We start from the raw sequence: 21,082 nt of genomic DNA, 5'->3' as shown, positions 1-21,082 counted from the left end.
GCCGCTACCTCCCCGAAGGCAGCATGAGCGAGATCTACCGCGAACTCCCCGAAAGCGCCCCCGCGCTACCCAACACCCCGAACGCGCCCGCCAGTTGATCCCCAACACCACGACGAGGGACACGACCCGGTGGGTGCTTCGGTTGTGCGGGGTGGTCAGCCTTGCGACCTGAATTCTTGCGCATCCGTTGAAGCGGTGGCGCGGCGTCGGTGAAGACGGGCATGCCGAGGTCGACTGGTCGGGGGCGTCCGCCGGTGGGGAAGTCCGCGTCGGGTGAGACCTGTGCCGCTCGGACCAGGCGGCACGCTCGCGCGGTGATCCGGTCGTTCTCCGAGTACCACCGTGAGACCCACGGCCGTCCGCTGATCAACGTTGCCCCAGGGCGGGTCTGCTGAGGCGGGGAGCCCGAACGCATCACAGCCCGATGCAGTCGTTCCGGCGGCCCTCCCGGCAGGGGACGTATCAGCCCGAGGAGGCCAAGCCGACTCCGCGGATCATTCCTGACCCGGCGTTGAACGACTTGTTCGCCGCATCGCAGTGCAACCGGGACAGGGCTCTGATCGCGTTCTACATCTCCACCGGCGCCCGCGCTTCTGAGCTGCTCGGTGTCCAGCAGGGCCTGGTCGCGCCCGAGGACCAGACGATGGGCGTGGTCCTCAAGCGCCCGTCGGAGCCGTTGTGGTGGACGCTTCGTCGGCCCTTTCGCCCGCTGGGCTACGACGCTGCCCGGATGGTCTTCACCCGTGCCAACCAGCTTCTCGGGGCGAGGCCAGGGCCTCTTGGCAGCTCGGTTCAGTGCGCACCCCGAGCCGCCAAGAGACCCTGCTGTCATGCGTCGGTCTTCGCGCGAGCTCCCGATCAGAAACCCTGTGTCGACCAGGGCAGACCTGTGGACGCCAAATCGACAAACAGATGGCGCCGGGAGACAGGCCTACCTGCGGGTGCCGGCCGGGCGGGCCGATGCTCCCACGGTGGCGGCACCGCCCCCCGCGTAGGTGATGTTCGGCCGAGGCGGCGTGGCCATGCCGGCCCCGAGGAAGTAGTCGACGTGATGGGACTGCATGTAGCCCTTGAACGTCATGGCGTTTCGGTAGGCGGGGTTGTGCGCCAGGGTGTACAGCCGGGTGTTGGTCGGCTGGTTCGTGGAGAAGATGATCAACTCGTTGTGCGACGCGTTGGTGTACACGGCTTCCTCACGCCAGTCGCCGAGGATGTCGCCGACGAAGGTGGGCCCGCCCTGTGCGGCCGTGACCGCGCCGTAGTTCCAGGTGCTGACCAGCCGGGGCAGACTGCCGCTCGACGTCGGGCGCGCCGGGTCCCACTTCTCGATCTTGCCGTCGTTGAGCAGCTCCATCGTGAGGTCACCGTCCCACCACAGCCCCAGCTGCGGCCACGGGCGCAGTGACGCGTTCGGTTCGGTGAGTCTGTTGGTGGGCGCGTTGTACAGGCCCGAGAAGGACCAGACCTCCATGCCGGGGAAGCGCGGGTCTACGTCGCCCGCCATGCCGCGACCGACGTCGGCGGGGCCACCGTTGTGCTTCCAGATGACGGAGCCGTTCGCGGCGTCGTAGTAGTACTCGAGCAGGCCGCTCGGGTTGTCCTGCTGCACGCCGTAGCCCTCCAGGCCCGGGCGGCTGGGGTCCATGTCGGCGAGGTGGAAGCGGTCGCCGTGGATGACGCCCTTGGGGCCCATCGAGTAGCGCAGGGAGCCGTTGCCATTGAGTACGAACCCGATCTCGGCGACCTCGTCCGTCCCGTCACCGTCGACGTCGATGGCGCGGGTGTTGTGCCCGTCGGGCGCGTCCTGGTTGCCTCGCTCCCAGGTCCACTGGCGGTCCAGCGAATCGCCGTCGAACTTCCAGGCGCCCATCATGAGGTTGAAGGCTCCGTCGTCGCGCCGGTTCTTCATGTAGGCGACCAGGCTCGGCGTGGTGCCGTTGAGATACGCCACCCCGAGACGCGCGGCCATCGGACCGTCGCCCAGGTAGGTGGTCGGCACCGCGGACCAGTTTCGAAGCGCTCCGGTCCGGCCGTCGAGGACGGCCATGAACTGCCGCGCGTCGTTGTCGTGCGTCCAGGTCGTCCCGTCGCCGAACCTGACGCCGTCGGCGATCTTCAGGGCGACCTCCGCACGGCCGTCACTGTCGAAGTCGTAGACCGTGACGCCGTCCCAGTGGCCCAGGTCGATCGCGGACGATCCCGGTTCGATGTTGTCCTGGTTCTGGCTGTTCGGCCCCATGTCGACCTCCCAGAGGAAGTCGCCGTCGCTGCTGTAGGCCTCGAGCTTCTGAGGAGAGGTCTGACGGTCCACCACGTAGTCGTACTCGCCGTCGCCGTCGAGGTCGCCGACCCAGACGAACTTCACCGGACCGCCGGAGCGCAACGGCAAGCGGACCACGGGCTCCACGGTGTGGCTGGCCGTCAGAGTGAAGGCTCCGCTGGGCGCCTGCTCCTGCCCGCCGACGACCGGAGCCACTCGGTAGCTGTTGGACCGCGCCAGATCGGCCGTGGAGTCCTGGTAGTTGGTCCCGCCCGTCAGGACGCTTGAGTTGAGCTTGACGAACGCGCCACCGCCGGTGGACCGGTACACGTTGAACCCGATGCCCTCCGGGTCGAGTCCCAGCAGCCGCCAGGAGACCAGAACCTGGGTGTTGCTGGAACGCACGGCCACGACCCCGCGACCGAGGTTCTCCATCACGCGCCCGGCCTGCACGGCCGCATCGCCTGCGGGGGTTGGGGCTGCGACCGTGGTGGTGGCCGCGGACGCGCCGGGCGAGGCAGGGCTCGCCGGGCCGACGGCCGGCGTGACGCAGACGGCCAGAACCGCCGAGATGGTGACGGGTACCCGGTGGGCGGCTCTCCACCGATGCTTTGAGCGCATGACAACCTCCTTGAGTTGCTCGCGGTCGAGTTCGTCGTGCGGGTGTACGGGGTGCGGATCGGGCTCGACGGCTCGTGATCGCCTCACCGGTGTGGCCCTCGCGTCGATCGAGCGTCGGTGAACCGTCCCGTGGTTGCCGCGCTCGTTCCGGCGCTTCCGATCGCCGGTACCCACCCTGGCCGTCGGATCGGATCGGTCCAGCCCTCGGCTCGGGCCCGAAACCCCGGAAGTTAAACCGTTTACACAGCTGTGATGGAAGCATCGTGACGAGTACTCGTCAAGACTGTCCGACGCGGCAATGTCAATGGCGTCCGCCAAGCGCGATCTCTCCAGGTCATTGCCCTGCTGGACGAAACCTGCGACCCACCACCCGTATTGACGCGGCTGCTCATATGCACGACCATCGAGCGGAAACGGTTACATACAAGTGCTGGACCCAGGAGGCCCGATGCCTCGCCGGACCGCGCCGGACGACGGGCGGCCCCGCCTCGCGACGATCCGCGACGTGGCCAAGCACGCAGGCGTCTCGGTCGCCACCGTCTCCCGGATCCTCTCCGACACCTACCCCAGCGCCCCCGCCACGCGCGCCAAGGTCATGCGCGCCGTACGCGAGCTCGACTACGTGGCGAACGCCCACGCCAGAGGACTCGCGGGGGCGCGGCCCAAGAGCGTGGCCATCGTGGTCAACTCCGTCATCTCGCCGCACTACGCCCATGTCGCGCAGGGCGTGCACGAGGAGGCCACGCGGGAAGGCCGGCTGTGCATCGTCGGCACGACCGGCGGCGACCCCGAGCGGGAGCTGGCCGCCATCCGGCTGATGCGCCAGGAGCTGGCCGAAGCCGTGATCCTCGTCGGGAACATCGTCGCCGACGACGCCTATCGCGAGCGCATGGCGAGCTACGCTCGCGCGCTCGCCCGGGCCGGCTCACAGCTCGTGCTCTGCGGCCGCCCCCCGCTGGGACCCGACGTGCCGGCCGTCGTGGTCGAGTACGACAACACGGCCGGCGCTCACGCCCTCACCAGTCACCTGCTCTCGGCGGGCCACCGACGCATCCTTTTCCTGGGACGCCGCACCGGATACACCACACCCGACAGCCGGATCGCCGGCTACCGCGCCGCACTGGCCGAGCACCGCGTCCCGCACGACCCCGGGCTCGAGGCCGACGGCACGATGGAGCGCAGCGAGGGCTACCGCATGATGCGTGCGCGGCTCGACATGGGGCCGCGAGACTTCACCGCCGTCTTCGCCGGCAACGATCTCATCGCCGCCGGCGCGCGCGACGCGCTGCGCGAGTGCGGGCTGCGCATTCCCGACGATGTCTCGATGGTTGGATTCGACGATCTCCCCCCGGCCGCGGACATCGACCTGACCACCGTTCACGTCCCGCACGAGGAACTGGGCCGCACGGCCGTGCGACTGGCGCTCAAGAACGCGACGCCCGGTGCCCCCCAGCACGTCCTTCTGGGCACCCACATCGTCGTCCGCGACTCGGTCCGCCGCCGGTTGGGAGCGTGACGGCCTGTGGAGTGCCCTGAGCGGCGCCGGTGAGGACACCTGCCTCCATGCCGTAGCGGAACACGTTCGCGGTCTCATCGGCTCGGTGAACGAGCACTCTCCCGTCTACTATGGACCTGCGTACAACAACGGCGGAGAGGACATGACCATGCGGCGGCTGGGGGATCTCGAGGCGGAGATCATGGACCGCCTGTGGAAGTGGAACCGTCCCGCCACGGTGCGTGAAGTCGTGGACGACATCAACAAGCACCGGGAAGTCGCCTACACCACGGTCATGACCGTGGCCAACATCCTCTACAACAAGGGCTGGCTGCTACGCACCAAGCAGGGCCGCGCCTGGCTGTACGCGCCCGTACGCAGCCGCGAGGCCTACTCGGCCGCGCTCATGGAAGACGCGCTGGGCGCCAGCGAGGACCGCTCACTGGCCCTGTCCCACTTCGTGGAGAACATGTCCGAGGACGAGATGGCCGCCCTGCGCAAGGCCCTGCGGAGCGCGGGGCGTCGAGCCAAGGACTGACCGTGGCCCACCCTCGTCGTTGCCCGGCGGGCCGACCCGCTGCGCGCCATATGCGCGTGTGGCTACGGGCCCCGCCCCCCTGTCAGCCATCGCCATCCCCCAGCCTTGCCCTTGCCCTCCCGGACCAGGACAACGACCGGCGAAACTTCGCTTTTCGGGGTACGGCTTGCCAGTTGTTCTACGAACCTACTAAGTTTCCACTCGTTTGGGCGACGCAATCCACGCACGCACAGCCCACTTGCAGACGAGCAGAGGAGTACCCACGGCATGGGAACGCACCGCCGGCCGAAGCCGCCCAGTCGGGCCCGGCTCGCCACCCTCGGCATAGCGGCCGGCGCGGTCAGTCTCCTGCCGACGCAGAGCCAGGCCGCCCCCAAGCCCTCGATGGACGAGGTGCGCAAGCAGGTGGAGAAGCTCTACGAAGAAGCCGAGGCGCCCACCGAGGAGTACAACGGCATCCGCGAGGAGCAGAAGAAGCTCCAGCGTGAGGCCGACCGCGGGCAGGACCGCCTGGCCCGCAAGCAGGAGGAGATCAACGAACTGCGCGCGAAGATAGGCCCGTTGGCAGCTGAGCAGTACCGCAGCGGCGGAATCGACCCGAGCGTGCAGCTCTTCCTCTCCGGCGACCCGGACGACTACCTGGACAAGGCCGAGATGGTCGGCCGTACCAGCGCTCGGCAGGCCGACGCCCTGCGGACCATGCAGGGCAAGCAGCGCGAACTCACCCAGGAACGCGCGGCCGTCACGAAGCGCCTCCAGGCCCTGGAGGAGACCCGCACCCAGGCGGCCGAGAAGAAGAACGACATCCAGACCAAGCTCACCGAGGCCCGCAAGCTTCTGAACAGCCTCACCGCCCAGCAGCGCGCCAAGATGGAGTCCGACCAGAAGCAGGCGGACGCCGCCTCGGGCAGCAGCGACGCGGCCGCCACGTACAACGGCCCGGCGAGCGGCCGCGCCAAGGCCGCACTGGACTTCGCGTACGCGCAGCTCGGCAAGCCCTACGAGTGGGGCTCGACAGGCCCCAACTCCTTCGACTGCTCCGGACTGACCGGCGCGTCCTGGCGGGCGGCGGGCGTCTCGCTGCCGCGCACCGTCCAGCAGCAGTACGACGCCGGCCGCAAGGTCGCCAAGTCGGACCTGCAACCCGGCGACATCATCTACTGGTACAACAGCACCCAGCACAACGGCATGTACGTCGGAAACGGCAAGGCCATCCACGCGCCCCGCACCGGCAAGAACGTCGAGATCGTCCCCCTCGACAGCATGCCGTTCTTTGCCGCGAGCAGGCCCTGAGCGCGCACACCGACACCCGTATCACGCAAGCAAGTTCCGTAACCGCACGCCAGCTCTTCGCCCTCTGCTCGCCGTCGCGGGCGCCGCGCTTGCCTCTTTGATTCTCACCGCGTGCGGGAGCGGGTCGTCCAACACGGCGGCAGCGTCGGAGGCGTCGACGCCACCTCCCGACCACGTCCGGACGCACCCACCGGCAACCAGTGAGCCCGCCCGGACGCCGCCGCCAAGAGATCAGGCCTGATAGGCCACGTTCGCCATCATCCCGGCCTCTCCGTGGTACGCGTTGTGGCAGTGCAGCATCCACTGGCCCGGGTTGTCGGCGTCGAAGAAGACGGAGAGCTTCTTCTTGGGCAGCACGATCGCGGTGTCCTTGCGCGGTCCGGAGCCGCCGAGTTGGTACGTGTGGCCGTGCAGGTGCATCGGGTGCCACATGTCGGTGTCGTTCACGAAGTCGAGCCGCACCCGCTGCCCCTCCTCGACGAGGATCGGGTTCGCTTCGGGACTGCCCATGTCGAAGGGCTTGCCGTTGATGGCCCAGTCGTACTTGTCCATCCCGCCGGTGAGCTCGATGCGGTGCGTGACATCGGTCTTGGCGGACTTGAGCCGCACGTCGTCGGCGGCACGCAGCTGGGACGCCGTCATGATCACGCCGTCGAGTTCCTTCGGACGGACGGTCGCGGACGGCTTGCCCCCCGAGCCGGTACGCACCAGGGCCAGACCGTTCGCGTCCTTGCCCTCGGCCAGGGCGACCAACGGGAAGACCCCGTCGCCGAGGGTGACGAGCACGTCGTAGCGCTCCCCCATGCCGACCAGGAGAGCGTCCACGTCCTGGTGCCGGACCGGGAAGCCGTCGGTGTGGGTGATGGTCAGCTTGTGGTCGCCGAGTGCCACCCGGTACGCAGTGTCCGAGCCCGCGTTGATGATCCGCAGCCGCACCTTCTTGCCGGGCTTGCCGCTGTACACATCCGGGTCGGCCGGCACACGACCGTTGATCAGGTGGTACGGGTACTTGACGTCGCCGGCGTCGCCACCGAGGAGGTCGCTCTCAGCCCCCATGAGCATGAACTTCATCGACATACCGCCGGACGGGGCGGCAGAGGACGGAGAGCCGGAACCATCCATGCCCATGCCGCCCATATCGTGGCCTTCCATATCGCTGGAGCCGGCGCTGGAACTCGAACTGGGGCTGCCGCCGTCCCCCATGTCCATGCCGCCCATGCCTCCCATCCCCTGCCTGACTTCGGCGAAGACCTCGTCAGGCGTGCCGGTGACGCCGTCCACCCAGTCGTCCAGGAGGACGACCCACTCGTCGTCGTACGCGAGGGTCTCCTTGGGGTCCTCGACGATCAGCGGAGCGTACAGACCACGGTCGAGCTGGAGGCCGACGTGGGGGTGGAAGAAGTACGTGCCGGGGGCGTCGGCGATGAACCGGTAGCTGAAGGTGGAGCCGGCCCGGACCGCGGTCTGAGTGATGGGCGGCACGCCGTCCATGTCGCTGCGCAGCGCGATGCCGTGCCAGTGGATCGACGTGGTCGTCCTGTTCGGGAGCTGGTTCGACAACTCGGCGACCAGGGTGTCGCCGACGGAGAGCCGGACCTCCTTGCCCGGGGTTCGGCCGTCGAACGCCCAGGTCCTGGGCATGACGCCGCCGCCGAGGTCGATCTTGGCGGGCGCGGCGGTCAGGGTGAGCTTCTGCTGCCGTCCGGTGCTGGTGCGATTCTTCTCGGCGGCGGCGACCGCCGAGCCGGAAGGGTTGACGAGGGCCGTGTCGCTGCCGGAACCCGAGCCGCTGCTGCAGGCGGCGAGAGCGCCCGCGCCGGCGACGCCCAGCCCTGTGAGCAGGACGGAGCGGCGGTTGATGCTGTCCATTGCGTTGTGTCCTCTGTGTCGAAACTGCCGATGTGGTCGCGGAGGTGACGGCACATCGCGCGCCGTCCGGCGCGGCCTATATACGCAGTTGACAGAGGACGGACAGATCGGGCGGAGCACGGCCGACGACGCCGGCGGGCGCCCGTTCCGCCGCGTCCTGGCGCAGGTACGCGAGCGGGTCGAACTGACTCTGGCCGGGGAGGGCGAGCTGCACGGAGTCGACGCTCGCCGTGGTGCAGTGCTGCATGCCCGGCATGCCACAGGAACCGGCATCGGCGCCGTGCGCGGCGGTTCCCGAGACGGCCTCGGGGCCATCAGCGACGACCTGGGGGCTCTCAGTGGCCATCGCATGGGCGGCATGGGCGGAGCCCCGCATCGACGAGACATCGGCCATCGGCGTCTCGTGATGGACGAGCACGACCAGCACGACACACAGGGTGAGGAACGCCCCGTACGCCCAGCGGACAGCACTGCCGCCACCGTGAGCTGCCCGTATCGCCATCGTCTCCGCCTGTGTTTCCGTACCCGTCGCGCCGCACAGTCGCGTCCGGGCACCAAGATTCCGCCACTATACCCCTGGGGGGTGTGGGCGGTCTGCCACCCGGCCCACCCTCCTTCGGACGGCCCCTACGAATCCAGCAGGGCCGCGGCCGCGGACAACGCCCGGCACTTGCGTGCCGCTTCCTGTGCGCCACCCCGCGGCCGCGCCCCGCCGACCGGCCGCGCTGGCACACGACCGGAGTCCACCGTGCCGCTCACGGGACCGGGACGGGCACCGAGGCCCGCCGACAGCACCCGCAGCCGACATCAGAACGAAACAGGTTAGTAGATATGGACAATACCCAGACCCCAACATCACCCGCGAATGGGCGGATACCAGAGCCGCACGGAAGCCGGAATCCGCCCGCAGGGTGACCTCAGAGGCACGGAGGACGGCAATCAACCCGACCTACCCTAGTAAGCGCATCGACCGCGGGAACCATCACCAGCCCCGCGGGAGATCGGCGCGCGATCGCCGTCATGCAACTCCTCCCCTTTGCGGACCGAGGGCCATACGAATGGAGGCCGCCGGCCCTCGATCCACGGATCCACCCTTCCTTACTCATGGGTACGTAACTGAAAAGCTACCCGTTCAGCGTCACATCGCATCCGTCGACCCATCCGCGCCGGATCCGTCCGGCCAGACGCAGGTTCGACACGAAAGGCTTCGCGGATTTGCAATGCGGGCTGCGGTGACGGGCCCATCTCGACCGCCGGGGGCGCCGATCACCCGACCCGGCCGTTGGCACTGGCATTGGAGCAGCAGTTAGCCTAAATTACTTAGTAGTTACTTGTTTGTCGGCGGCGCCGCACCCAGAGGGAGTTCCCGCCCCACCCGGAGGTCACCATGCCCGAGGCGCTCTACCCGCTGCTCCTGCTGGTCTGTCCGCTCGGCATGGGCCTGATGATGTGGTTCATGACGCGGGGCGGCTCGCCGAACCCACGGGGCGACACCTACCGACCCGCCTCGTCGGCCGAGTTGAACGAGCTGCGCGAAGATCTCGCAGACCGGCCACTGAGCTGATCTGAGCGCGGCGGGGTCCCTGACAGCGTCATCAACGCGCCGAGGGGCCCCTGCTGCGTCAGCCCTTCTTGCCTGGCCCATCCGTTCATCCGTCCCGGCACGGAAATCCTCCAAAAAAAGTCGTCCGGCGACCGCTGAGTTCTGTGGCGCCTCTCGGTCTACCTCAACGCAAGGCACACCAAGCCCCAACGACAAACAGGAGACAGTGCCATGAGCGTGACCGTGCCCCAGACCCGGACCACCATCTCTTCCCCGTCCACCCGGTCGCTCGCCACGCGCCCCGTGTGGCAGGTCGGTGCCCTGGCCACCTTCGCCGGTGCCATCGTGACCGAGGCGTTCGCGCTCGTCGCCCGCGGCGCGGGCGTATCGATGAACGCGGCCAGTCCCGGGGCCACAGAGGCCGCGGCGATCCCGGTGGGCGGCTTCGCCGGGGGCGTACTGTTCTGGTCGATCGTCGGCGTCGTCCTTGCGGCGGCCCTCGCCCGCTGGGCCAGGCGGCCCGCCCGCACCTTCGTGGTCACCACCCTCGCGCTCACCGCGCTGTCTCTCGCCGGCCCGGCGCTTGCCCCGCACACCGCCACGTCCACCCAGGTCATCCTCGCCGTTTCCCACGTGGTGGCCGCCGCCGTGATCATTCCTCCGCTGGCACGCCAGCTCTCCCACCAGCGCCGATGACACCGGCCGGAGCCGAGCCCGGCACGGGTCGCCGACTCCGCTCCCGCAGTGACCAGCCCACGATCCGAACAGCCCGATACCTTCGGCAGCGGCCGAGGGTATCGGGCTGTTCGGATCAACGGCCCTCACCACAAAGGGCACGGGACCCAAAGTCAGGCTTCAGCCGAAGCGTTCTCGCGGGAGCGGCGAACGTCGCGCACAAGCGCCACGACGGCGCTCGCGAAGATCAGAACTCCCCACCCCACCCAGAGAATTGATGCTCCCGCCCGGTACTCACGAACGCCGAGAAGAAGCAGCATCGTGCCGGCAAGGACGCCGAAGGCTGAGATCAACGTACTGATGCGGTTGGCCACATGCACATCATCACACCTGCTTGACCTCGGCTGCCGCGACCCAGGCCGAGTTGCCGCCCGCGCAAGCCGTCACCTTCAATCACGCACCCTCGACCGGGGGAACCGAGTGCATCTGCCATTCGTCTACTAAATTACTTAGCTGGATCTCGGACGTGGAGGACGATACGTGCAAGACAGGCGACGAGGGCACCTGGAGCCCGCACAGCGACGACCTCGGCGCAGGCGGCTGGGGTTCGCCGCGCTCACCCTGGCCGGAGTCGTGACCCTGGCGGCCTGCAGCCAGTCCGCCGATGGCGCCTCGGGCGCCTCGAAGGAATCGCCGACCTCGGATTCGAAGCCCGGGTCAGAGGCGGACGCGGGTTCCGGCAGGACCGGGTCGGCTGTCGTCACGGTTTCTCCCGCCACGGACGGCAAGGACGTCATACCCAATGAACCGCTCACGGTGAAGCCGAGCGACGGGAAACTGACGTCGGTCGCCGTCACCGCCGGTGACGGCAAGGCACTCGACGGCGCACTGTCCTCCGACGGCACCTCCTGGACCTCGGCCCATGCCACCGGGTACGGCACCACCTACACGCTCAAGGCCCAACTCGCCGCCTCCGACGGCAAGAAGACGACCCGCACCAGCAGCTTCACCACGCTGAGCAAGGACGAGATCTTCGTCGGCACGTACAACGTCAGCAAGGGCGCCACCGTCGGCGTCGCCCTTCCGGTGTCGATCGTCTTCAACAAGGCGATCCAGGACAAGGCGGCGGTGGAACGCAAGCTCAGCGTCACCTCCTCCCCGGCCGTCGAGGGTGCGTGGAGCTGGATGAAGGACCGCGACGGCAAGGACCGGGTCGACTACCGGCCCAAGGAGTACTGGAAGCCCGGCACCGACGTGAAGCTGCGGATGGACCTGGTCGGCCTGAAGAACGGCGACCTGGTCGGCACGCAGAAGCGTGAGATCGACTTCACGGTCGGCAAGTCGGTCGTCAGCACGGTGGACGTGATCAAGAAGACGATGACCGTGGCCGAGAACGGCAAGGTCGTCAAGACCCTCCCGGTCTCCACGGGCAAGAAGACCTTCGAGACCTGGAACGGCACCATGGTGGTGCTGAGCAAGGTCCCGACGATCCGGATGAACTCCGCCACGGTCGGCATCTTCGGCCCCGAGGCGTACGACCTGGGGGCCGTGAAGTGGGACGTCCAGCTCACCCCTTCCGGCACCTACGCCCACGCCGCCCCGTGGAACGAGGGCAAGTTCGGCAAGGTCAACTCCAGCCACGGCTGCATCGGCCTGAGCACCGCAAACGCCAAGTGGTTCTACGACCGCGTGAATTACGGCGACCCCGTGACCGTCGTCAAGTCCACGGACGTCGTGGCCGTGAACAACGGCTACGGCGCCTGGAACGTCGACTGGGAGGCGTGGAAGCAGGGCAGCGCGTTGGCCTGACGTCCTCGCCGGGCTCTGTCACGCCGAAACACATGTGGCTGAACGGTCCAAGCAATCCGAACGTACTAAGGGGGTAAGTAGTCAGAGAGAGATCAGTGAAGGGAAATTCCGTGATCCGGCAACGTGTTGTCCTGGCCGCAGCCGCAGGCGTCACCTCCGCACTCCTGCTGACCGCGTGCGGCGGCTCCGGGGACAGTTCCTCCGATACGGACTCCGGCGCCGCCGCGGCCTCCTCGGCTCCCGAGTCCTCCGCCCCGGCCGACAGCGGTGAGGGGGATGCGGACAGCATGGGCATGGCCACCACCGCAATGCTGATGACAAAGGAGATGGAGGGCATGGGCACCTTCGTCACCGACGAAAAAGGGATGACCCTCTATCGCTACGAGATGGACCAGGCGTCCCCGTCCAAGTCGATGTGCACCGGTGACTGTGCGAAGACCTGGATGCCGGTCATGGCCCAGGACTCCGTCAAGGCGATGGGCGTGGAGCAGAGTCTCGTCGGCTCGGTGGACCGCTCGGACGGAATGAAGCAACTCACCCTCGCCGGACGTCCGTTGTACCGCTACATGGGCGACGCGAAGGCCGGTGAGATGAAGGGCCAGGCCAAGGACAGCAAGTGGTACGCGGTCACGCCGGCCGGGGAGAAGGCCGCGATGTCCTCGGGCGGCTCCGGTTCATCCGGTGACACCTCGGGCGGGTCCGGATCGTCCGACGAGATGGAGGGCATGCCCGGCATGTCCTGAGGCTCAGCAGCCCGGGGCCGGGCGGGTCGGGCAGCGGACCGTGACGGAAATGGGCACGGACGCGGTTGCGGGACTTGCGCCAGGTGTTCACGGCCAGGCGCATCGCCACCGTACGGATCCAGGGCATCTGGTCGTCGGCGGCGGTGAGCCGGCCCCAGCGCAGCCAGGTCCTGGCGAAACGCCTTCTGTGCCGCGTCCTCGACCTCGGCGGCGTCGCCGGTCACGGTGTGGACGATGGCCACCAGCCGCTCGAGGTGGGTGGTGCGGAACTCGTCGAAGTCCAAGTCGGCCATGGTCGCGACCTCGCGGTGGACCGGTGGCGACGGCGGCGCAGCAGCGGGCCGGCGATCTCCTCGACCTCGACGATGCGCCGTGGACCGGCGAGTACCGGGACGGACAGGGCAAGCGCCGTGCCGCCGAGGGCCAGACCCGCCAGAACGCCGGCCGGTCCGTCGCCGAGACACCCGCCGCACCAGTGGGCGATCAAGTACGCGACCAAGGCTCCAGGCAGGGCAGGCGACGGCCGGCTTCAGATGCGTACCGATCAACCGTCGGCCGTCCAGACCACGTACCGCGCCCGCCCGCCGGAGTCGCCCGAGGGCGTACGCGGTGCAGGCGAGCCCGGCCGCGCAGTCGACGGTGTACACCCCGGCCATCCCGGCGACCACCCAGCGCCCCCAATGCCCAGTAGAGCGAGGCTACTCAGTTATTACTTAGTAGCTTAGTAGCTTGTCCTCATGAATGCCGACCCGAACAGCGACTCACAACCGAGCCCCGCACAGCCTCCTTCCAGCCGCGGTTCCACCAGAACCGGATCCCCTGGCCCTGTCGTCAGGTTCATGGATCCCGAGCACATTCCCTTCGTCGTCGAGCAGCACCTGAAGCACTTTCCCGACGGCTTCTTCGCCCGTCTCGGTCCGGGGTTCCTGGCCGCGTACTCCGCGAGCTACCTGACCAGCGTCCATTCGCGCGGCTACATAGCCGAGATACATGGAGAACCGGTCGGCTTCCTCGTAGGTGTGACCGATCCGGCGGCCCACCGTCGACATGTCCTACGAATCCACGGCCGCGGGCTCCTCCTGCGCGGCCTGGGAAGCCTGGCCCTGCGCCCCCGGCTGACCCTGCACTTCCTACGCACACGACTGACGCGTTACTGCCGCCGTTTCAAGCGCGAACGCCGTCGTCGAAGAGGTCTCGGCCGAGCAGTGGCGCGCCATGAAGGCCGCGGATCTGTGGCGCGCGGGCTGTCCCGCGACCCGGGAGACACTGCGCCGGATAGAGATCAACTACGTGGACTTCGAAGGCGAGGTGCGCCGCGGTGTCCTCGTCGTCAACGCCGACGTGACGGCCGGCGTCGTACGGATCTTCACGCGGCTGTTCGACGAGCGCTTCCCGATTCGCCGTATGCGGCCCATGGAGAACTACGACGGGGACGTGAACGCGAGCCTGGCCGACGACAACACCTCCGCGTTCAACTGCCGCCGCCCCGACCAGATCAACGCCCCGGCGAACGAGTCGCCCCACGCCAACGGCCGAGCCATCGACATCAATCCGCTCGAAAACCCGTGGAAAGACCTGCGGACCAAGCGCTGGAACCCGAGCGCTGAGAACAGCAAGCGCGCGCCCGGGAAGGGAAAGATTCTCGAGGGGGGTGTCGTGTGGCAGGCGTTCAAGGATGAAGGGTGGGTGTGGCAGGACATCGACGTACCCGACTACATGCACTTCGACACGGGGTATCCGTCCGTGCCCTTCAAGGAGTCGGCCCCTACGTCGCCGTGACGACCAACGGCACCCGTACGACGCCCAGTTGACACCACGACCGGAACGCCCTGGTGGGCGCCGGCTCCGCGGCTGGTCAAGCGACCATCATCAGCAGCATCGCGGACATGGCGCCTCCCATGCCGATGTGCGCGGCCAGGGCCGCGTCCGGCGCGGCACCGAGCCGACGGCGCCGACCGTGGCCGCCGACGCGGCCACCCGGACCGCCACCGTGCCCGCGGGCGGTCCGGGCCTTGTCCCAAACCGAGATGGTCAGAGAGGCCAGGAAGACGACCACGGTGTCCGGCATGGCGAGCACCCACCGAACCCAGGACCTGCGTCGGCCGCCCTCGCGGCGGCCTGCCGCGGACGCCGACCGATCGGTACCGCGAACCCGGGCCCACACGGACGCGCCGATCGACAGCAGGAAGTAGACGGCGAGCGCGCCGACAACGAAGCGCCATGCCGAAGTCGCATCGGAAGCGGCCGACGTGCCGCCGGCGGCAGCGGCGGTCATGCCCGGCATGTCCATCCCTTCCATGCCCTCCATGCCCTCCATGCCGGGCATCGTCTCCATACCGGCCATGTGTCCCGTATCGGCTGCCGTGTTCTCCATGCCGGCCATGTGCTCCATACCCGGCATGTCCGCCATGGAGGTCCCCAGCGCGAGTACCGGCCCGGAGGACGTACTCGTCATGGCCAGCGTCATGATCACCATGCCGGCGCTGCCGATGATGAGGTGCACCCAGTGGCGGCCACGCCCCCAGCCGGCGTCTTTCGTGTGACGTACCGCCATCACCACACCGCCGAGGCCGAGAAGAGCGAACGCCACCGCCCACCACATGCCGTAACCGGCGTACCAGGCCGCGGTCGCAGGCAGCGCCATCGCCGCCATGCACACGCCCATCAGCAGATCGCCCCCCGCGGCGAACCTCGCCCCGCCTCTGGTGGTAACCACCCGAACCATGCTGACGGCGGCCACCAGAACGGCGATCAGCGCCACGGACCAGCTCAGAGACAGACTTCCCATCGTCACCCTTCCGCATCAGCCAACTGGCGAGCGGGCTCGGTCGAACACCGACTCGCGGTACAGCAGCCTCGGCCCTTCCGGCGATCAACTACTGATGCCTTTAGTACGGAGCGGAGTTGATGACCGTTCATGGGACGGGCTGTTTCCGCGGTCGGCGTTCCACATCGGGGCCCAGGCGGCCGTCCCGGGCGGCAAAGACCGGGCGGTCGAGGGCAGCCTGTCCCGGCTGCGCACCGACCGGATCGACAGCGGGGCCGCAGGGCGCACTGAGGGCACAGCACGCCCCTCTCGCGGTATGGCAGACCCTCCCGCCTATCGTCCATCACGGACCGCACGGACCGCACGGACCGCAGGACCCGTACGGACCGCACGGCACAACCGGAACTGGCGGCGGTGCGGGTCGTCCGGACGACCGGCGTCGGCGTCGGCGTCGGCGTCGGCGGGAGCACGGTGCCCGCCGCAAGCACGCCTGCCTCCACGCCCGCGCCACCGCCAGGCGGAAGGGCCACCGAGCCGCCCGCCTCGGTCTGGCGGCGTTCACCACGATCGTCTTCGACTACTACGGCGTGAACATCTTCATCACCGGGCCGCACTCGTACGCGGGCGTGTGAAGCGCCCCCGGCCCGCATGGCGGCCGGGCCTACCCCATGGTCGGAATGCAGCCGACGAGCAGGGGGATCAGCGGCACGGTCGCGGCCGCCGCCGCCATCGAGAGAGACAGCGCCGGATGCGGACGCCGCTGCGGAGCCAGTACGCGCTGGAGCCGGGCGAGGGCGGCGGGCCCGCCGACGGAGAAAGCGCCCTGGGGCACCTTCGCGGCGGCCATCTCGTACATGGCCGTGGCGAGGACCTCGCTCGACTGGCAGCGCATCGCACGGTCGTCGGCGCTCATCTCCAGGAGCATCGCGGTCTGCTCCCGCGCGTGCCGGGCCAGCGGCAGCCACCGGAAAACCTGCGCGAACGCCTCCGCGGTGGCCATGGCCAGGTGGTGGCGGCCCGCGATGTGAGCCCGCTCGTGTTCCAGTACGGCGTCGAGCTGGTCGTCTGACAGCAGGCGCAGGGCGCCTCGGCTGACGACGACGCGGGGGTGGCGGCCGGGCAGGCAGTATGCGGCGGGCAGGTCGTGCTCCAGGACGGTGGCGCGCAGTGTGGCCGAGCGGCGGCCGACGACGTCCAGGATGTACAGGTGCCGCGAGCGTGCCCTGCGGGCGCGTACGACCTGGTGGGCGAAGGATCCGAACAGGAGCAGCATCAGCGAGACGGGAAGGGCGATCGCCAGCGCGTCCGCTGTGTCCGGATTGGGCGTGCTGCCGGTGCCGAGGGCCAGTCCGCAGGTGTGGAGGATGCCGACCACACCCGCGTGGAGGTGTTCCGTCGGCACGGCGAGGTGGTAGGCGGCCAGCGCAACCGCCAGTGTGAAGGACACGGTCAGCGCGTGCCAGGTGGCGACGGCGAGGTTGGGGGAACGGTGCGTCCAGGTGGTGCGCAGCAGGAGACGTGGAGCCGCGACACCGACGGCGGCCGCGTAGCCGATGAGTGCGGGGGCCGCGTTCATGCGCTTCCGCACCTCCCCGCGGTGCGCAGGGGGTCATGTCCGCGAGCCGCGGGAGAGTCTTCGCGAGTGCGGACCTGCTCGCGCGGCCAGGCCCGGCTCTGCATCTGTTCGCGCACCAGCAAGCCCTCACTGTCGGGTGATGTCGCCCACGGTCATGGCATCCATGATCTCCGCCTCAACGTACCCCAGCCGCCGAATGAGGTGCCTTCGTTTCGGCAGCGGACGCCGCTCCATTTGCAGGGCCGTCGGGGACCCGGTTGTAGACGTCGGGGACCCGGCATCCGGCACCGAGCCCAGCCAGTGGCCTCGGGTCGTCGCCGAGCCCACGTGTTCGAGCAGGCCCCCCTGGTCGAGGGCGACGGCCTGCGGCGCTCGGCGTACCCATAAAGCGGCCTTATGAGGTCATAGATCCGACCCGCGTACCAAGTTAGGCTTGCCTTAGTTTAGGGTTGCCGACGAGTCGCCTGCCATCACTCGAAGGGAACCCAATCATGCCGCGCCCTCTGCGGGTAGCAATTGTCGGAGCCGGGCCCGCAGGGATCTACGCTGCCGACGCCCTGCTGAAGTCCGACGTGGCCGCCGAGCCCGGTGTGTCCATCGACCTCTTCGAGCGGATGCCTGCCCCGTTCGGCCTGATCCGTTACGGCGTCGCCCCCGACCACCCCCGGATCAAGGGCATCATCACGGCCCTGCACCAGGTGCTCGACAAGCCGCAGATCCGCCTCTTCGGCAATGTCGACTACCCGGGTGACATCAGCCTGGACGACCTGCGCACCTTCTACGACGCGGTGATCTTCTCCACGGGTGCGACCGCCGACCGCGCGCTCGACATACCCGGCGTCGACCTGGACGGCTCGTACGGGGCGGCGGACTTCGTCTCCTGGTACGACGGTCACCCGGACGTGCCGCGAACCTGGCCGCTCGATGCCGAGAAGGTCGCCGTTCTCGGTGTCGGCAACGTCGCGCTCGACGTGGCGCGCATCCTGGCCAAGACCGCGGACGAACTCCTGCCGACCGAGATCCCGCCGAACGTCCACGAAGGCCTCAAGGCCAACAAGGCCTTGGAGGTTCATGTCTTCGGACGCCGTGGCCCGGCGCAGGCGAAGTTCAGCCCGATGGAGCTACGGGAACTGGACCACTCCCCCAACATCGAGGTCATCGTCGACCCCGAGGACATCGACTACGACGACGGCTCGATCGCGACCCGGCGTGGCAACAAGCAGGCCGACATGGTCGCCAAGACGCTGGAGAACTGGGCGATCCGCGACGTCGGCGACCGGCAGCACAAGCTGTTCCTGCACTTTTTCGAGTCGCCCACCGAGATCCTCGGCGAGAACGGCGAAGTCGTCGGCCTGCGCACCGAGCGCACCGCGCTCGACGGCACCGGCAACGTCAAGGGCACCGGCACGTTCAAGGACTGGGACGTCACCGCGATCTACCGCGCCGTGGGCTACCTGTCCGACAAACTGCCCAAGCTGCCCTGGGATGTCGAGTCCGGCACGGTCCCCAACAAGGGCGGACGTGTCATCGAGGCGACCGGCGAACACCTGAAGTCCACGTACGTCACCGGCTGGATCCGGCGTGGTCCGGTGGGCCTGATCGGCCACACCAAGGGCGACGCCAACGAGACGGTCGCGAGTCTCCTGGACGACCACGCGAACAGCCGCCTGCAGGCACCCGCCTCGCCCGCCCCGGAGGCCGTGGAAGCGTTCCTCGTCGAGCGGAACGTCCGCTTCACGACCTGGGAGGGCTGGTACCGGCTGGACGCCGCCGAGAAGGCGCTCGGCGAGCCGCAGGGCCGCGAACGCGTGAAGATCGTTGAGCGTGACGGCATGATCGAGGCAAGCGGCGCGTAAGCGCGAAGCGGTTTCCGTCTCGGCAGGGTGGCGTGACCGCCAGGAGCCGACGCGATGGGCCCGGCGGCCATGCCGCCGGGCCCATCCGTTCATGCTCGGGGACTGCCGCTCAGCTCAGGGGCGGGCTGTTGGGGACAGGTATGCGCGATAGCCGGTCAGGCGGCCCAAGTCCGGGAGAGGGTGCATGCGCCAGTGGCGGGCGTACGCCGGGGGGCGTCGCTCGCCGGCGACCAGCACCGCGACCGGCTGGCGCAGGGCCGCCGCGGCGAGACCGTCCGGCGTGATGCTGGCGTCGTGGCCGCCGGGTTGGCGGGAGGCGCAGCCGGTGCGGAAAGCGACCCGGATCGCTTCGTCGCCAGTGATCACACAGGGCGGGCGCACGCCCTGAGCACGCAGCCCGGCGGCGATTCGGGTGCGGTCGGCGGTGTCGGCGCGTACCCGGTCCACCATTCCTTCGAGCAGCCGGTACTGGATCGCCAGGTGCGCGAACACCGCCACGACGAGGAGAGCCACAACGGCCGGACGCCACGACGACCGGACGCGCCACACGCGGATCAGGCACAGCGCCACCGGCAGGCTCAGCAGCGAGTACGCCGGCAGCAGGAACCGCGGCGCCGCATAGCCGACGGTGAACAGATACGGCGCCGCAAGGGCCAGCCCGGCCCCGGCCGCGAGGAGGATTCCCCCGCGGTGGCGAGTGCGGGCCGCTGACCGGACGCCGCCCGCCACGAGCGGGGGCAGGGCCAGGAACCACAGACCGGTGACAGGGTGCCGCCAGGACACGTCGCAGGGGCGGCACAGAGTGCGCCCGGCCAGCGCGCGTACGTGGTCGTCAACGGCGAAGTACGCCCCCAGGTGGCCCTGGATCTCGCTGGCCCGCCGCAGCCGTGCGAAAAGGCCGTCGTACCGTACGTACGCCTCGACGACCCATTCGACCCAGCCGAGGGCCATCCCCACGGCGAGCATCACGAGCAGCAGCGGCCGACGCTTTGCCCGCATCAGCACGGCTGCCACGGCGAGGGACAGGGCCAGCCACACCGCGTCGGTGGGACGCATCAGGGCGGTGAAGGCCACCGCGGCGACCAGGCCGATCAGGGCCCGGCGGTCACCGGGGTCGCGGACAGCTCGCAGGAAGCAGCCGACCGCGGCGAGCGCCCCGTAGGCGACCCAGAGGTTGGGCATCGCCTGCGGGCCGTAGAACACCGTGACCCACAGGCTCGCGAACAGGGCACCGGCGACCGCGAGCAGCTGCGGGGGCAGGATTCGCCGCCATACCCACAGCGCGCCGAACAGCCCACAGCCGGACAGCAGGGCCAGATAGACGCGGAGCGCCAGGGTGGAGGTGGTCAGCGCCGCGACGGGACCGACAAGGTAGGTGATGCCCCGGGCCCGGGGCGCGCTGAAGAACGCCGCCGGGGCCTGCGGGCCGACCTGGCTGACGTACACCGTCTCGTCCCAGCCGAGCCCCAGACCCCGTACCACCAGGACCAACTGGACAAGAGTGAAGGCGGCGGGGACGGCCGCCAGCCAGAGCAGTGGACGCCGGGCCGCTGCCCCGGATCGGCGGCCGCGCATCGGCCGTGCTCCGGACCCCCGGCGCTCTCGCGTCCGCTCCTGTGCCTCGCCCGGCACGCCGAGTCGCGAGCCGGAGATCAAGCGTGATTCCTGCACGGTCCGGCCTCACTCAACGCTTCGGCGGGTGACGGTCTCCCCGCCTGGGTCCCCTTCACGCTGTCGGTGGCCGTGGGGATCCACCAGCCGAGCGTGGCACCCGGCGGAGCGGCTCTCCCGAAGGAGTGAGGGACGGTCTTCGGGCCACGTGGCAGAGGGCAGGAGGCACTGGGCGATGCCTTGGCGGGACTTCTGGACGAGCCCATAACGGCTCCACTGACCGACATGCCATAAACGGAGTCGCCCAGGTCGACTTCACGGATACGGGCCCGAACACCCGGATGGCGTTGCCGGTAGGCGGGCGGCCAGTCGTGTTCCGGCCTGCTCGGCGCTCTCCGCGAGGGTGCCGAGGGGTGCCGAGCATCA

Annotated in this window: 16 protein-coding genes and 1 pseudogene; 10 read left to right on the top strand and 7 right to left on the bottom strand. The window is 69.1% G+C overall.

Features of this window, described 5'->3' with window-relative positions; genetic code table 11:
- Nucleotides 1-931: 931 nt before the first annotated feature.
- Nucleotides 932-2,881, bottom strand: a complete 1,950-nt coding sequence (locus ACTWQR_RS28005) for a rhamnogalacturonan lyase family protein (RefSeq protein WP_443229943.1) — start codon at nt 2,879-2,881, stop codon at nt 932-934.
- Between the two features lie 448 nt (nt 2,882-3,329).
- Between ACTWQR_RS28005 and ACTWQR_RS28000 the strand changes: the two genes are divergently transcribed.
- The 3 genes from ACTWQR_RS28000 (at nt 3,330) to ACTWQR_RS27990 (ending at nt 6,207) form a co-directional block, all read left to right on the top strand.
- Nucleotides 3,330-4,397: a LacI family DNA-binding transcriptional regulator gene (locus ACTWQR_RS28000; RefSeq protein WP_443229942.1), complete on the top strand. Its 1,068-nt coding sequence runs from the start codon at nt 3,330-3,332 to the stop codon at nt 4,395-4,397.
- 148 nt (nt 4,398-4,545) lie between these two features.
- Nucleotides 4,546-4,914 carry a BlaI/MecI/CopY family transcriptional regulator gene (locus ACTWQR_RS27995; RefSeq protein WP_443229949.1) on the top strand — a complete coding sequence of 123 codons (369 nt, stop codon included), beginning with the start codon at nt 4,546-4,548 and terminating at the stop codon, nt 4,912-4,914.
- A 267-nt stretch (nt 4,915-5,181) separates the two neighbouring features.
- Complete coding sequence (locus ACTWQR_RS27990; RefSeq protein WP_443229941.1) at nt 5,182-6,207, top strand: NlpC/P60 family protein; 1,026 nt, start codon at nt 5,182-5,184, stop codon at nt 6,205-6,207.
- Nucleotides 6,208-6,438: 231 nt separating this feature from the next.
- Here the strand turns inward: ACTWQR_RS27990 and ACTWQR_RS27985 are convergent, their stop codons facing one another.
- Nucleotides 6,439-8,076 (bottom strand): multicopper oxidase family protein, encoded by a 1,638-nt coding sequence (locus ACTWQR_RS27985; RefSeq protein ID WP_443229940.1) that lies wholly within the window; start codon nt 8,074-8,076, stop codon nt 6,439-6,441.
- A gap of 76 nt (nt 8,077-8,152) precedes the next feature.
- Entirely contained in the window at nt 8,153-8,578 is a 426-nt protein-coding gene (locus ACTWQR_RS27980; RefSeq protein ID WP_443229939.1) for a DUF6153 family protein, read from the bottom strand.
- Nucleotides 8,579-9,463: 885 nt separating this feature from the next.
- Here ACTWQR_RS27980 and ACTWQR_RS27975 point away from each other — a divergent pair.
- Both ACTWQR_RS27975 and ACTWQR_RS27970 read left to right on the top strand, forming a co-directional pair.
- A complete protein-coding gene (locus ACTWQR_RS27975) occupies nt 9,464-9,640 on the top strand; it encodes a hypothetical protein (RefSeq protein WP_443229938.1) in 177 nt (58 codons plus the stop codon).
- 210 nt (nt 9,641-9,850) lie between these two features.
- On the top strand, nt 9,851-10,315 hold the full coding sequence (locus ACTWQR_RS27970) for a DUF6069 family protein (protein WP_443229937.1): 465 nt from the start codon (nt 9,851-9,853) through the stop codon (nt 10,313-10,315).
- Between the two features lie 152 nt (nt 10,316-10,467).
- Here the strand turns inward: ACTWQR_RS27970 and ACTWQR_RS27965 are convergent, their stop codons facing one another.
- Nucleotides 10,468-10,668 (bottom strand): hypothetical protein, encoded by a 201-nt coding sequence (locus ACTWQR_RS27965; RefSeq protein ID WP_443229936.1) that lies wholly within the window; start codon nt 10,666-10,668, stop codon nt 10,468-10,470.
- 166 nt (nt 10,669-10,834) lie between these two features.
- Here ACTWQR_RS27965 and ACTWQR_RS27960 point away from each other — a divergent pair, with 166 nt between their 5' ends.
- The 3 genes from ACTWQR_RS27960 to ACTWQR_RS27950 all read left to right on the top strand — a co-directional run bounded on the left by ACTWQR_RS27960 (nt 10,835) and on the right by ACTWQR_RS27950 (nt 14,625).
- Nucleotides 10,835-12,103, top strand: coding sequence for a L,D-transpeptidase (locus ACTWQR_RS27960; RefSeq protein WP_443229935.1), 1,269 nt, complete (start codon nt 10,835-10,837; stop codon nt 12,101-12,103).
- Between the two features lie 110 nt (nt 12,104-12,213).
- The gene (locus ACTWQR_RS27955) at nt 12,214-12,846 is read left to right on the top strand and encodes a hypothetical protein (RefSeq protein ID WP_443229934.1); all 633 of its coding nucleotides are present in this window, start codon (nt 12,214-12,216) and stop codon (nt 12,844-12,846) included.
- A 1,215-nt stretch (nt 12,847-14,061) separates the two neighbouring features.
- A complete protein-coding gene (locus tag ACTWQR_RS27950) occupies nt 14,062-14,625 on the top strand; it encodes a M15 family metallopeptidase (protein ID WP_443229933.1) in 564 nt (187 codons plus the stop codon).
- Between the two features lie 76 nt (nt 14,626-14,701).
- On the opposite strand, the gene ACTWQR_RS27945 is transcribed toward ACTWQR_RS27950, so the two are convergent.
- The gene (locus tag ACTWQR_RS27945; protein ID WP_443229932.1) at nt 14,702-15,634 is read right to left on the bottom strand and encodes a DUF5134 domain-containing protein; all 933 of its coding nucleotides are present in this window, start codon (nt 15,632-15,634) and stop codon (nt 14,702-14,704) included.
- Nucleotides 15,635-16,101: 467 nt separating this feature from the next.
- On the opposite strand from ACTWQR_RS27945, the pseudogene ACTWQR_RS27940 reads away from it, so the two are divergent.
- A pseudogene (locus ACTWQR_RS27940) lies at nt 16,102-16,245 on the top strand (c-type cytochrome biogenesis protein CcsB); the annotation flags it as partial.
- A gap of 29 nt (nt 16,246-16,274) precedes the next feature.
- On the opposite strand, the gene ACTWQR_RS27935 reads toward ACTWQR_RS27940, so the two are convergent.
- Nucleotides 16,275-17,189, bottom strand: coding sequence for a M56 family metallopeptidase (locus ACTWQR_RS27935; RefSeq protein ID WP_443229931.1), 915 nt, complete (start codon nt 17,187-17,189; stop codon nt 16,275-16,277).
- Between the two features lie 491 nt (nt 17,190-17,680).
- On the opposite strand from ACTWQR_RS27935, the gene ACTWQR_RS27930 reads away from it, so the two are divergent.
- Nucleotides 17,681-19,045, top strand: coding sequence for an FAD-dependent oxidoreductase (locus tag ACTWQR_RS27930; protein WP_443229930.1), 1,365 nt, complete (start codon nt 17,681-17,683; stop codon nt 19,043-19,045).
- Between the two features lie 114 nt (nt 19,046-19,159).
- Here ACTWQR_RS27930 and ACTWQR_RS27925 read toward each other — a convergent pair whose 3' ends face one another.
- Nucleotides 19,160-20,620: a hypothetical protein gene (locus ACTWQR_RS27925; protein WP_443229929.1), complete on the bottom strand. Its 1,461-nt coding sequence runs from the start codon at nt 20,618-20,620 to the stop codon at nt 19,160-19,162.
- Between the last annotated feature and the right edge of the window lie 462 nt (nt 20,621-21,082).

The sequence above is a fragment of the Streptomyces sp. 2A115 genome, from assembly GCF_052245575.1.
Taxonomy (GTDB): Bacteria; Actinomycetota; Actinomycetes; order Streptomycetales; family Streptomycetaceae; genus Streptomyces.
Note: the sequence above shows the minus strand (reverse complement) of the source record. Positions and strands in the feature narration are given on the sequence as shown.